Annotated in this window: 10 protein-coding genes; 3 read left to right on the forward strand and 7 right to left on the reverse strand. The window is 71.3% G+C overall.

Features of this window, described 5'->3' with window-relative positions; all coding sequences use genetic code 11:
• Window positions 1-60: 60 nt before the first annotated feature.
• The 4 genes from glpK to ACWCRJ_RS29315 all read right to left on the reverse strand — a co-directional run bounded on the left by glpK (window position 61) and on the right by ACWCRJ_RS29315 (window position 4547).
• Window positions 61-1581: a glycerol kinase GlpK gene (gene glpK, locus ACWCRJ_RS29300; protein WP_450942124.1), complete on the reverse strand. Its 1521-nt coding sequence runs from the start codon at window positions 1579-1581 to the stop codon at window positions 61-63.
• 166 nt (window positions 1582-1747) lie between these two features.
• Complete coding sequence (locus ACWCRJ_RS29305; RefSeq protein ID WP_450942125.1) at window positions 1748-2533, reverse strand: MIP/aquaporin family protein; 786 nt, start codon at window positions 2531-2533, stop codon at window positions 1748-1750.
• Between the two features lie 401 nt (window positions 2534-2934).
• A complete protein-coding gene (locus ACWCRJ_RS29310; protein WP_450942126.1) occupies window positions 2935-4125 on the reverse strand; it encodes a lipid-transfer protein in 1191 nt (396 codons plus the stop codon).
• The gene (locus tag ACWCRJ_RS29315) at window positions 4122-4547 is read right to left on the reverse strand and encodes a Zn-ribbon domain-containing OB-fold protein (RefSeq protein WP_450942135.1); all 426 of its coding nucleotides are present in this window, start codon (window positions 4545-4547) and stop codon (window positions 4122-4124) included. The genes ACWCRJ_RS29310 and ACWCRJ_RS29315 overlap by 4 nt, the downstream gene beginning before the upstream one ends.
• A 269-nt stretch (window positions 4548-4816) precedes the next feature.
• On the opposite strand from ACWCRJ_RS29315, the gene ACWCRJ_RS29320 reads away from it, so the two are divergent.
• The gene (locus ACWCRJ_RS29320; protein WP_450942127.1) at window positions 4817-5353 is read left to right on the forward strand and encodes an NUDIX domain-containing protein; all 537 of its coding nucleotides are present in this window, start codon (window positions 4817-4819) and stop codon (window positions 5351-5353) included.
• A 28-nt stretch (window positions 5354-5381) separates the two neighbouring features.
• Here the strand turns inward: ACWCRJ_RS29320 and ACWCRJ_RS29325 are convergent, their stop codons facing one another.
• Entirely contained in the window at window positions 5382-7748 is a 2367-nt protein-coding gene (locus tag ACWCRJ_RS29325; RefSeq protein ID WP_450942128.1) for a glycoside hydrolase family 31 protein, read from the reverse strand.
• 214 nt (window positions 7749-7962) lie between these two features.
• Here ACWCRJ_RS29325 and ACWCRJ_RS29330 point away from each other — a divergent pair, with 214 nt between their 5' ends.
• Both ACWCRJ_RS29330 and ACWCRJ_RS29335 read left to right on the forward strand, forming a co-directional pair.
• Window positions 7963-9930 carry an acetoacetate--CoA ligase gene (locus ACWCRJ_RS29330; RefSeq protein ID WP_450942129.1) on the forward strand — a complete coding sequence of 656 codons (1968 nt, stop codon included), beginning with the start codon at window positions 7963-7965 and terminating at the stop codon, window positions 9928-9930.
• Between the two features lie 81 nt (window positions 9931-10011).
• Complete coding sequence (locus ACWCRJ_RS29335) at window positions 10012-10926, forward strand: hypothetical protein (protein ID WP_450942130.1); 915 nt, start codon at window positions 10012-10014, stop codon at window positions 10924-10926.
• 62 nt (window positions 10927-10988) lie between these two features.
• Here ACWCRJ_RS29335 and ptsP read toward each other — a convergent pair whose 3' ends face one another.
• Window positions 10989-12659 (reverse strand): phosphoenolpyruvate--protein phosphotransferase, encoded by a 1671-nt coding sequence (gene ptsP, locus ACWCRJ_RS29340; protein ID WP_450942131.1) that lies wholly within the window; start codon window positions 12657-12659, stop codon window positions 10989-10991.
• A gap of 77 nt (window positions 12660-12736) precedes the next feature.
• Complete coding sequence (locus ACWCRJ_RS29345) at window positions 12737-13186, reverse strand: PTS sugar transporter subunit IIA (RefSeq protein WP_028796696.1); 450 nt, start codon at window positions 13184-13186, stop codon at window positions 12737-12739.
• Window positions 13187-13599 lie beyond the last annotated feature (413 nt).

Genomic DNA, 13599 nt, shown 5'->3' on the forward strand with positions numbered 1-13599 from the left:
GCGTGCCGCGCGGACGAACGCGCACGCGCGCGTGCCCCGGTCCCCCGGGCGCCCTCCTCCTCAGCGCACGTCGTCCTCGTGCCAGCCGAGACTCTTCTCCACCGCCTTGCGCCAGTTGTGGTACTCGCGGTCTCGCACGGAGGCCTCCATGGAGGGTGTCCACTCGACGTCCTTGCGCCAGTGCGACTTCAGCTCGTCGAGGCCGTCCCACACCCCGGTCGCGAGCCCGGCCGCGTACGCGGCGCCCAGGCACGTCGTCTCCGAGACCTGCGGCCGGATCACCGGCACGTCCAGGACGTCCGCCTGGTGCTGCATCAGCAGGTTGTTCCGGGTCATGCCGCCGTCGACCTTGAGGGTCGTGATGCGCACCCCCGAGTCCTGGAACATGGCGTCCACGACCTCACGCGTCTGCCAGCTCGTCGCCTCCAGCACCGCGCGGGCCAGATGCGCCTTCGTGACGTACCGGGTCAGTCCGGTGACGACCCCGCGCGCGTCGGAGCGCCAGTAGGGGGCGAACAGGCCCGAGAACGCGGGCACGATGTACGCCCCGCCGTTGTCGTCGACACTCCGCGCCAGGGGCTCGATCTCGTCGGCACTGCGGATGATGCCGAGCTGGTCGCGGAACCACTGCACGAGGGCACCCGTGATCGCGATCGACCCCTCCAGGCAGTACACCGGCGCCTCGTCGCCGATCTTGTACCCCATGGTCGTGAGCAGTCCGTTCTTCGACGCGACCGGCCGGTTTCCGGTGTTGAGCAGCAGGAAGCTGCCGGTGCCGTAGGTGTTCTTCGCCGTGCCGACGTCGTAGCAGGCCTGGCCGAACACCGCCGCCTGCTGGTCACCGAGCGCCGACGCGACCGGTACCCCGGCGAGCGGACCCACGGCGGTGCCGTACACCTCGGCGGATGACCTGATCTCCGGAAGGATCGCTTCCGGGATGTTCATCGCGGAGAGGATCGAGGCGTCCCACTGGAGCGTCTGAAGGTTCATCAGCATGGTGCGCCCGGCGTTGGTGACGTCGGTGACGTGCCGGCCGCCGTCCGTGCCGCCCGTCAGGTTCCAGATCAGCCAGGAGTCGATGGTGCCGAACGCGATCTCGCCGCGTTCGGCGCGTCCCCTGAGGCCGGGCACGTTGTCGAGCAGCCAGGTGGCCTTCGGGCCGGAGAAGTAGCTGGCCAGCGGCAGACCGGTCTGCTCACGGAACCGGTCCTGACCGTCCGTGCCCCCGAGTTCGTTGCAGAGCGCCGAGGTACGCGTGTCCTGCCAGACGATCGCGTTGTGCACCGGCTTGCCCGTCGCACGGTCCCACAGGACCGTCGTCTCCCGCTGGTTGGTGATACCGAGCGCGCTGATCTGCTCGGCGCGCAGACCCGCCTTCGCGATCGCCCCGGCGACCACCGCCTGCACCTTCGACCAGATCTCGGTGGCGTCGTGCTCCACCCACCCCGGCTTGGGGAAGATCTGGCGGTGCTCACGCTGGTCCACGGCGACGATCGCGCCTCCATGGTCGAAGATGATGCAGCGGCTCGAAGTGGTGCCCTGATCGATGGCGGCGACGTACTTCTGGGCGTTGTCCGGCATGGCATCCCCTCACGTCTTACGTCTCTTCACGTCTTGCGGCGCTTCACGTCCTACGCCGATTCACGTCTTGTGGCGGCTCACGCCTTACGGCGGGCTCACGTCCTGCGTCGCTTCACGTCCTGCATCACTGCACGTCGTGCGTCGCTCACGTCCTGCGTCGGTCGCGTCAGAAGGCCGCGTTGTAGACGAGGCCGGCGAGGGCACCGCCGACCAGGGGGCCGACGACCGGGATCCAGGCGTAACCCCAGTCCGAGGTGCCCTTGTTCGGGATCGGCAGGAACGCGTGCACGATGCGCGGGCCGAGGTCACGGGCGGGGTTGATGGCGTAGCCGGTGGGCCCGCCGAGGGACAGACCGATACCGACGACCAGGAAGGACACCAGCAGGACCGAGATGCCGGAGCCGTAGATCCCGGCCTCCTCGCCGGGGATCTGACCGATGCCGATGCCCGTGTTCCGGCCGAACGCGAGGATCGGCAGGACCAGGGCGATCGTCGCGATGATCTCGGTGATCAGGTTGGCGACCGGATTCCGGATCTCCGGGATGGTGGAGAAGATTCCGAGGGTGGGCGTCGGTTCGTGCGCCGTGCCCTCCGTGGTGCCCTCCTTGCGGACGTTCGCCTGGAACTGCGCGAGATAGACGAGGTAGGCGAGGACCGCGCCGAGCATCGCGCCGACCAACTGGCCGAGCAGATACACCCAGACCTTGTCCCAGACCTCGGTGTCGACCGCGATCCCTATCGTCACCGCCGGGTTGAGGTGTCCGCCCGACAGGGGTGCGGCGGTGTAGGCGCCCGCCAGCACGGCGAAGCCCCAGCCGAACGCGATGACGATCCAGCCCGACGCCCTCGCCTTCGAGAACCTGAGGGTGACGGCGGCGCACACACCGGCGCCGAAGAGAATCAGGATCGCCGTACCGATGACCTCACCGACGAATATGTCTCCGTTGCTCATGGCGGCTCCTTGGCCCCGGCCCGGAGCGATCGACCCCGGACCTTCCGTGCAGGGTGCGTTCCCATGGCTACTTCGGCCGAAGGCAGGGAGACCCGCGCCCCGCCCGGCGTCCGTGACGAGCGTGCCGTCGCAGCGGAATCGCCCGTGGGGAGTGGCCCGTTGCGCGGGCGCGAGGCCCGAGCGGCGCAATGCCAGGCAGTGCACAAAGAGGCCCGAATGCGGCGATGCCGACCGACACCCGGAAGTGTTCACCGGCACCCAGGGGGCGTCAAGAACACGGACGGCAACGGTTGAGAGCGGCTCCGGGGCGCGGCCGACCGCGCGCGGCCCGAGCCGGCCCTGACGGCCCGACAGCACACCGAACTTCCCACGCCCCCTGCACAGCCCATGAACCCTTGCGATCACCGAACGGCGACCACCGCCGACCCATGCCCGAACAACCCCTGATTGGCGCTGATCCCCACCCTCGCCCCCTCGACCTGCCGGTCGGTCGCCTCACCCCGCAACTGCCACACCAGCTCGCACACCTGAGCGATCGCCTGCGCCGGAACCGCCTCTCCGAAGGAGGCCAGCCCTCCGCTGGCGTTCACGGGTATCCGCCCGCCCAGGGCCGTCGCACCGTCCCGCAGCAGCTTCGAGGCCTCTCCCTCGCCGCACAGCCCCAGATCCTCGTACCACTGCAACTCCAGCGCCGTGGACAGGTCGTAGACCTCGGCGAACGAGAGATCCTCGGGTCCGACACCGGCCTCCTCGTACGCCGCCCGCGCGATCGACGCCCGGAAGGTCTCCTCCCGCGCGGCCACCGCGACCGCCGAGTCGGTGGCGATGTCCGGCAGATCCAGCACCGTGTTGGGATAGCGGGGCGTCACCGTGGACACCGCCCGTATCCGCACCGGCTCACGCACACCGTGCCGCCGCGCGAACTCCAGGCTGGACAGCACCAGCGCCGCACCCCCGTCCGAGGTCGCGCAGATGTCCAGCAGCCGCAGCGGATCGGCCACCACGGCGGAGGCCGCGACCTCCTCGGAGGTCACCCGCTTGCGGTAGCGCGCGTACGGATTGAGCGCCCCCAGGGCGGAGTTCTTCACCTTGACCCGCGCGAAGTCCTCCGGGGTGTCCCCGTGCACCGCCATCCGCCGCCGCGCGTACAGCCCGAAGTACGTCGGATTGGTGGCCCCGAGAATCCGGAACCGCAGCCAGTCCGGATCGTCCGCCCGATCGCCGCCGGCCGGCCGGAAGAACCCCTTCGGGGCCGAGTCCGCGCCCACGACGAGCACCACGTCCGCGAGGCCCGCGAGGATCTGGGCCCGCGCGGTGGCGACCGCCTGGGCCCCGGACGCGCACGCCGCGTACACGCTCGTCACGCGGGCTCCCTGCCAGCCGAGTGCCTTCGCGAAGGTCGCCCCCGCCACATAGCCCGGATAGCCGCCACGCACCGTGTCCGCGCCGACGATCGAGCCGACGTCGCGCCAGTCGACCGCCGCGTCCGTCAGCGCCGCGCGTGCCGCCGCCGTCCCGTACTCGACGAAACTCCGCCCCCACTTGCCCCACGGGTGCATGCCCGCGCCCAGCACCGCCACCTCGCCCGTCACGCCCCCACCCCCGCCGGCCTCCAGTGCCACGTCGTCCAGGTCGTCTCCGCGTCCTCGTGGAGCACACCGGGGACGACCTCCACCTCCATGCCCACCGCCAGATCGCCGACGGTGACCCCGGGAACGGCCTGTCCCAGCACCACGAGGCGCTCGTCGGCCAGTTCCACAGCGATCAACGCGTACGGTTCCCAGGGAAGTTCCGGATCGGACACGTAGGGTGACGGAGGCCGGTACCGGCCGTCGGTGTACGACCACACGCGGCCCCGGCGCGACAACGGGACCTCGCCCAGATCACCGCCGGGGCAGTGCGGGTTGCGGCAGCGGATGTCCTCACGGGGGAAGAACACCGAGGCGCACGCCGAACAGCGCGTGCCGAGCAGCCGGAACCCCTCGCCCTCCCCGGTGAACCATCCGGTGACCACAGGTGTGCGAATTCGCGACAAAATCCCTCCCTGGCGAGCAGGTCTGATGGTCCGTCAGAATTCTTCCACGGGCATCTCGAATTGGGCAGGTCGCGGGAGAACCGACGAGCCCCGGCCGGCGTCGCAGTATCGGGAGGGTCGGCCGGGGCCCACGGGGGTGGTTCCGGCCGGCCCTCCCGCGTACCACGGGTGACCCACGCGAGCGGCGATGTGGCGCATTGAGCCGCCCCGGCGAGACGACGAGCAGATGATCGGATACAGTCCGCCGCGTGTCCCCGAACCAACACCCACCCGCCAACTCCGCACCGGACTCGCACTGTTCGAGATGCGGAGCGCCCTACGGAGAGGGCGTGTCCGGCTGGCCCCGCACCTGCGCGGCCTGCCACACAGTGGCCTACCGCAATCCGCTTCCCGTCGCGGTGGCTCTCCAGCCCGTGTACGACACCAAGGGCACGGCCCTCGTGGTGATTACACGGACCATCGCTCCCGCGCGCGGGGGGATCGCCCTTCCCGGCGGCTTCATCGACCACCGGGAGGACTGGCGGCACGCCGTCGTCCGTGAACTCAAGGAGGAGACGGGCATCTGCGCGGCCGACCGCGACGTACGCCTCGCCGACGCCATGAGCTCACCCGACGGCCATCTGCTGCTGTTCGGGCTCCTCCCGGAGCGCCCGGCGGCAGCCCTGCCGCCGCCCGTCGCGACGGACGAGACGGAGGGCTGGCACCTGCTGCGCAGGCCCACCGAACTCGCCTTCCCCCTGCACACCCTGGCCGTCAGGGCGTTCTTCGACGGCCGCTACATCTGAGTCGAACCCATCGTCGAGCCGAGCCGGCTCACTCCCGGCCGAGCCCGCGTACCCGCACGGGATACGCGGGCTCGGCCGGGCCCTCGTCCCCGTCCCGCTCCACCACCACACGCGGCCCCTCCCAACGCGCCGTGTACCGCTCGACCTCCGGCTCGTCCCAGCCGTCGCCCACGTCCGGCACCACGAGCCCGCCCCCCGTCCGCCCGCGCGCGGGTGCCCACACCTCCAGCTCCAGGCCGCCGTCGGCGCCCCGGACCGGCAGTACGGCACCCGCGCGCGCGAGTACCGGGATCCGTGACACAGGCGCGTCGAGCAGCACCTGCCCCGGCCCTTCGTACGCCCGTTCCGTCGCCGTGTCGTACCAGCGCCCCCGCGGCAGCCGCACCGCACGCCGCTTCACACCCTGGTCCAGCACCGGCGCCACCAGCAGACCGTCACCCAGCAGGAACGCGTCCTCGCAGTCACGCAACGCCCGGTCCTCGGGCGTCCCCCACCACAGCGGACGCACATAGGGCGCCCCCGTACGACGCGCCAGATGGGCCAGCGTCATGAAATACGGCAGCAACCGCCGTCGCTCGACGAGCGCCACGCGCGCGTGCCCGACGACCCCCTCCCCGAACTCCCACGGCTCCCGGCGCCCCGCCCGCGGACTCGCGTGCGTACGGAACAGCGGCAGATACGCCCCGAGCTGGAACCACCGCAGATACAGCTCCGGCGACGGACTCCCGTCGAACCCGCCCACATCCGGACCCGAGTACGGCACCCCGCACAGACCGAGCCCCAGCACCAGCGACAGCGACGCCCGCAGCCCGGGCCAGCCCGTCGCCACGTCCCCCGACCACGTCCCCCCGTAGCGCTGGAGGCCGGCCCACCCGGACCGCGAGAAGACGAACGGCCGCTCCTCGGGCACCAGCCGGCGCAGCCCCTCGTACGCGGCACGGGCCATGCACAGCGCGTACACGTTGTGCGCCTCGCGATGATCGCCGCCCCTGCCCTCCAGATCGTGCCGGACGGACCGGGGCAGCGTGTTCTCGCCGAACGCCGTGAACGACGTCGGCTCGTTCATGTCGTGCCAGAACCCGGCGAAGCCCTGCGCCAGCCGCTCCTCGTAGAGACCGCCCCACCACGCGCGCGTGCGCGGGCTCGTGAAATCCGGGAAGACCGATCTCCCGGGCCACACGAGACCCTCCACGACCTGCCCGGCGGCCTCCCGCACGAAGACGTCCTCGGCCGTCCCGCTGTCGTACACCGCGTCACCGGGCCGCGCCCCGACCGCCGCGTCGACGATCGACACCAGCCGGATCCCGTCCCGCCGCAGCTCGTCGGCGAGATCCGGCAGCTTCGGAAAGTTCTCCGCATCCACCGTGAACACCTGGTTGGCGTCGTGGTGGTCGACGTCCAGATGGACCGCGTCCAGCGGCAGACCGTGCTCCCGGTAACCCGCGACGATCCGCCGCACCTCCTGCTCGCTGCCGAAACCCCGGCGCGCGTGATGGTGTCCCAACGCCCACGCGGGTGGCAGCGCCGGAGCCCCGGTCAGGGCGGCCCAGGCATGCAGCACGCGCGCGGGGGTCCCCACGACCACCCAGCAGCGCAGCGGACCGCCGTCCATCCGCAACTCGGACGTCCCGGCCCGGTCGTGCCCCGACCCGGCCCCCTCCGCGCCCTCGCGCAGCGTCACCGTGCCGTCCCACGTGGTGTCGTGGAACACCAGATGCGTGCCCGCGTCGGCCACCACCATCTGTACCGGCATCGTCAGATACAGCGGATCGTCACCGGGCGCGAACGGGCGGCCGGGGTCGGTGTTCCACAGCCGATACGTTCCGCCACGCAACCGCGGCCCGGCCGCCCGGCCCCCCAGCCCGAAGAACCGCGCGTCCGCCGACACCTCGGAACGCTGCACCCAGCGCCCCTCGCCCCCACCCACCGGCTCCCACCACCGGGGCGGCAGATCACGCCGCAACGTCACTCCACCGGGCGTACGCACCTCCACGGCACCGAGCCGCGACACCACGACCGTCACCCGCTCGGCCACGACCCGCCAGCCGCCGTCCTTGTCCGGCTCAAGAACGGCCCGCGGATCAGGCTCCGGACACCGGCCCGCGAGCGCGTACGACGGCTCGGGCCCGGCCCCGTCCCATCCCCAGAACACCGCCCCGTTCACATCGACGGTGACCCGCAACGCCGACCGCCCGAACCGGACGACCCCGCCGCCCGGCCCCGGCTCCACACCCACCACCGCCCCGGGCACCCGAGCCCGCTCGGAGCCCCGCGCCGGCAACGCGGCGGCGTCGGCACGCCTCCTGCGCCACGCGGCCCGCACGGTCCGCAGCCCCTGAGCCACCCCCGCCGAACCGATCGCCTTCACCGAACGCACCAGGTCACGACCGTCCATGCCGCTCACCCTGCCACTGCCCGGCCGATTCGTGTGAGCCGTTCAACTACCGTTCACCCGTGATGGCAGCACATGTTCACGCAGCCGTCGATCCGCGGCTCACCCTGGTGCGGAAGTCGATCACATGGCATCGTCCGTGTCAGCCGCGTCACGCGCACACCCCTGCCCGTACGCGCCCGTCGCACACCACGCGCACAGCCCCGGGAGCCGCCCCATGACCTCAGCGAACCCCTCGCCGCTCTGGCAGCCCGACGCGGCGCGCGTCGCCGGGGCCCGGATCACCGCGTTCCAGTCCTGGGCGGCCGAACACCACGGAGCCCCCGCCGAGGGCGGATACCCGGCCCTGCACCGCTGGTCCGTCGACGAACTCGAGACGTTCTGGAAAGCAGTCACCGAGTGGTTCGACGTACGGTTCTCCACCCCCTACGCGCGCGTGCTCGGCGACCGCGGCATGCCCGGCGCCGCATGGTTCCCCGGAGCCACCCTCAACTACGCCGAACACGCCCTGCGCGCCGCCGACACCCGCGCCGACGAACCGGCCCTGCTCCACGTCGACGAGACCCATGAACCCCGCCCCGTGACCTGGACGGAGCTGCGCCGCCAGGTCGGCTCCCTCGCCGCCGAACTCCGCGCCCTCGGCGTACGCCCCGGAGACCGCGTCAGCGGCTACCTCCCGAACATCCCCGAGGCCGTCGTCGCCCTCCTCGCCACGGCCGCCGTCGGCGGCGTCTGGACCTCCTGCGCCCCGGACTTCGGCGCCCGCAGCGTCCTCGACCGCTTCCAGCAGGTCGAACCCGTCGTCCTGTTCACCGTCGACGGCTACCGCTACGGCGGCAAGGAACACGACCGCCGTGACATCGTCGCCGAACTCCGCCGCGAACTGCCCACCCTGCGCGCGGTCGTCCACATCCCCGTCCTCGGCACGCAGGCCCCCGAGGGCGCCCTGGAGTGGTCCGCCCTGACCTCCGCGGACGTCCCGCCGACCTTCGAACAGGTCCCGTTCGACCACCCGTTGTGGGTGCTCTACTCCTCCGGCACCACCGGCCTCCCCAAAGCCATCGTCCAGTCACAGGGCGGCATCCTGGTCGAACACCTCAAACAGCTCGGCCTGCACTGCGACCTCGGCCCCGAGGACCGTTTCTTCTGGTACACCTCCACCGGCTGGATGATGTGGAACTTCCTCGTCTCCGGCCTCCTCACCGGCACCACGGTCGTCCTCTACGACGGCAGCCCCGGCCACCCCGACACCGGCGCCCAGTGGAGCGTCGCCGAACGCACCGGCGCCACCCTCTTCGGCACCTCCGCCGCCTACGTCATGGCCTGCCGCAAGGCCGGCATCCACCCGGGCCGCGACTACGACCTCTCCCGCGTCCAGTGCGTCGGCACCACCGGCTCCCCGCTCCCGCCCGACGGCTTCCGCTGGCTCCACGACGAGGTCCGCGAAGACCTCTGGATCGCCTCCGTCAGCGGCGGCACCGACGTCTGCTCCTGCTTCGCCGGAGCCGTCCCCACGCTCCCGGTCCACATCGGCGAACTCCAGGCCCCCGGCCTCGGCACCGACCTCCAGTCCTGGGACCCCAGCGGCAAACCCCTCGTCGACGAGGTCGGCGAACTCGTCGTCACCAACCCCATGCCGTCCATGCCGATCCACTTCTGGAACGACCCCGACGGCACCCGCTACCACGACAGCTACTTCGACACCTACCCCGGCGTCTGGCGCCACGGCGACTGGATCACCCTCACCTCCCGAGGCTCCGTCGTGATCCACGGCCGCTCCGACTCCACCCTCAACCGCCAGGGCGTCCGCATGGGCTCGGCCGACATCTACGAAGCCGTCGAACGACTCCCCGAGATCAAGGAATCCCTCGTCATCGGCATCGAGCAGCCCGACGGCGGCTACTGGATGCCCCTCTTCGTCCAACTCGCCCCGGGCGCGACCCTCGACGAAGCCCTCCTCGGCCGCATCAAGCAGACCATCCGGGAACACCTCTCACCGCGCCACATCCCCGACGAGGTCATCGAAGTCCCCGGAGTCCCGCACACCCTCACCGGGAAACGCATCGAGGTCCCCGTCAAACGGCTCCTCCAGGGCACCCCCTTGGAGAAGGCGGTCAACCCCGGCTCCATCGACAACCTCGACCTCCTGCGCTTCTACGAGAACCTGGCCCGCGAACGAGCCTGACCACCCTCACGCGAGTCCCGTTGTCAGTGCCGCCGATTACTGTGAGTGAGCATTGATCGACGGCTCGCACAGGGGGAAGCCATGACACACACCAGCCGGCCGAGCATGCGCCGGGTCCTGCGCCGCGAGATCGCGGGCACCATCGGCCTGCTCGCCGACGAGCACGACTTCACCGCGATGCGGCGCTACCGCAGCTTCGCCTTCGACGACCACCCGACCTACCTCCGCCAGGTGGAAACCCTGCTTCGGACCCTCGCCGCGCAGGGCAACCACACCACCGTCGCCCTCTTCGACCCGGAGGAGTACGCCGCGTTCTGCGCCGACACCGGCCTCGAACCCGACACCCCCGCCAGCCGCACCCGCTTCACCGCCGAACTCGCGGCCACCGGCGCCGCCGTCCCGTACGAGGGACAACCCCTCGCCGAGCTCGTCCCCGACCTCATCGACGAAGCCGTCCGCCTCGCCACCTGGGAGTACGCCACCACACTCCTCGCCCAGATCGGCGACTGCGCCTCCTGCGGCGAGGACATCGGACGCGCCGCCTTCGCCCGCGCCATGCACCTGCTCAGGCGCATCCTCGACACCGCCGACCCCGGTGAACGCCACCTCGTGTGCAGCGTCTCGGCCCAGCCCCAGCCCCAGGCCCTGGCCGCCGTCCTCCACGCCGACCGGAACGACGAAGGCCCCACCCGGCTCGACGAGTCGGAAGCACTGGAGTTCGCCACCGTCCTGGCCCTCGGCATCGCCACCCGAAGCCCCGGCGGACTCGTCATGCGCACCACCGCCCCGGGCACGACCGACCGCGTCTACGGCTGGCGCCTGCGTGGCGAGGGCCTCCAGCCCCTCACCGCGGGCGAGGTCTTCGACGCCTACTGCACCGACGTGGAATCCGGGGACCTGGTCTCGCCGGAGTCCGGAGTCGACTACTGCACCCCACCCGACCTCGGAGACGACGCCGGCGAGGGAGGCCCGGCCAGGGACGGCCACACCCACTGAACGGGCGAGGGGCGCCCCACCCGCAGGTGGAACGCCCCTCGGCACCGGCCGCTCGTCGCGGCCTACTCGCCCGACAGCACCGCCCGCGCCGCGCCGCGAGCCTCCTCGGCCGTGTCCGCCGCCCGCGCGGCAGCCGCCGCCCGCTCGCACTGCGCCAGCGTGTACTTCGCCAGAGTCCCCCGCACATACGGGATCGACGCCGCACCCATGGACAGAGAGGTGACCCCCAGACCGGTCAGCACACACGCGAGCAGCGGATCCGAAGCCGCCTCGCCACAGACACCGCAGCTCTTGCCCTCGGCCCTGGCCGCCTCGGCGGACAGCGCGACCAGGTCGAGCAGCGCCGGCTGCCACGGGTCCTGCAGCCGGGACACCGCGCCCACCTGCCGGTCCGCCGCGAACGTGTACTGCGCGAGGTCGTTGGTCCCCAGCGAGAGGAACTCGACCTCCCGCAGGATCGACCGCGCCCGCAACGCGGCGGACGGAATCTCCACCATGGCACCGAACTTGGCCCGCAGCCCTGCCTCACGACACGCGTCGGCGAACGCCCTGGCATCCGTGCGGTCCGCGACCATCGGCGCCATGACCTCCAAGTGGACCGGCAGGCCTTCGGCGGCCCTGGCGAGCGCCGTCAGCTGCGTCCGCAGCACCTCGGGGTGATCGAGCAGCGTCCGCAGCCCGCGCACACCGAGCGCCGGGTTCGGCTCGTCGGCCGGGGTCAGGAACTCCAGCGGCTTGTCCGCACCGGCGTCGAGCACCCGTACGACCACGCGCCCCTCGGGGAAGGCCTCCAGCACCTGCCGGTACGCCTCGATCTGCTTCTCCTCCGAAGGCGCCGTCCTGCTGTCGTCCAGGAAGAGGAACTCGGTACGGAACAGGCCGACGCCCTCGGCCCCGGCCTCCACGGCCGCCGCCACATCGGCGGGACCGCCCACATTGGCCAGCAGCGGAACCCTGTGCCCGTCGGAGGTCGCCCCCGGTCCGCTCGACGCGGCCAGCGCGGCCTTCCGTGCAGCGGCGGCGGCCTCCAGTTCGGCCTTCTTCTCCGCACCGGGATTCACGAAGATCTCACCGGTGCTGCCGTCCACCGCGATCACCGTGCCCTCGGCAAGCTCCCCGGCCCCCGGCAGCGCGACCACCGCCGGTACGCCGAGCGCCCGCGCCAGGATCGCGCTGTGACTGGTCGGCCCGCCCTCCTCGGTGACGAAACCGAGCACGAGCGTCGGGTCGAGCAGCGCGGTGTCCGCGGGCGCCAGGTCACGGGCGATGAGGACATACGGCTCGTCGCTGTCCGGCACACCCGGCATCGGCACCCCGAGCAGCCGGGCGACGATACGGTTCCGCACATCGTCGAGGTCGGCGACGCGACCCGCGAGGTACTCGCCGGCCGACGCCAGCAGCGCACGGTACGCGGCGAAAGCGTCGTAGACAGCCCGCTCCGCCGTGCTCCCCACGGCGACACGTCGTTCCACGTCCGCCATCAGCTCGGGGTCCTGGGCCATCAGCGCCTGGGCCTCCAGCACGGCCTGGGCCTCGCCGCCGGCGAGGTTGCCCCGCGCGGTCAGATCGGCGGCCACCGCGTCCACGGCCTTACGGGCACGCCCCTGTTCGCGCTCCGCGTCCTCCGGCCGGATCTGCTTGGCGGGCGGCTCCAGCACCGCCGTTCCCATGTGCCGAACCTCGCCGATGGCCACACCGTGGCTCACACCGACGCCTCGCAGCGTTGTCTCCATCTCACCTGTCTCCGATAGTGCGGCGGGCCCCGCCACCGCGGTGGTTGTGGAACTGGCGGCCCGGTACGGCCCGGACGTCACCGCCAGCCGAAAAGCGTGTCGCCGGACTTCACTTCGCCGTCCTCGCGGAGGTCGGAGAGGGAGTCGGCGGTCGCCTCCAGCGCCACGACGGGGCAGATCGGGGACTTGCCCGCGGCCTCGACGGCGGCCGGGTTCCAGCGCACCACGGCCTGGCCCCGCCGAACGGTGTCGCCCTTCTTGACGAGCAGCTCGAAGCCCTCACCGTTGAGCTGGACGGTGTCGATACCGAGATGGGTCAGCACTCCGTGACCCTCACCGTCGACCACGACGAACGCGTGCGGGTGCAGCGAGACGATGACTCCCTCCACGGGGGCGAGAGCCTCCCCGGCCTCGCGCACGGGGTCGATCGCCGTGCCGGGACCGACCATCTCGCCCGAGAACACGGGGTCCGGTACGGCGGCCAATCCGATGGCGCGTCCTACAAGAGGGGACGTCACGGTGGTCATGGGAAGCCTCCCAGGTGGAGTGATCAGCAGCGTAGGTCGCATGAACGACCCGTTCCGCACGATAGCTTCGCACAAGAGGTCTAGACCACCCCTCCGCGAGATTTGCCCCTGCTCCGGGGGCGCATGTACAGTCGTACTCCTGCCTGGGGGTGAGCGACACATTGTGTCGGTGCCCGGCAGTACCAAACTCGCTCAGATCCTAACTCGGGGTCGCCTTCTGCATGCCTGCAGGACGGTGGTCAAGAGGCCGGGAAAACGCTGATAGAGTTTGGAACACCGAAGGGAAGCGCCCAGAGGAAAGCCTGAGAAGAAGTTCTCGGGTGAGTACAAAGGAAGCGTCCGTTCCTTGAGAACTCAACAGCGTGCCAAAAATCAACGCCAGATATGTTGATACCCCGTCCGCCGGGCAGTGT

The sequence above is a fragment of the Streptomyces sp. NPDC002324 genome (genome assembly GCF_053593335.1).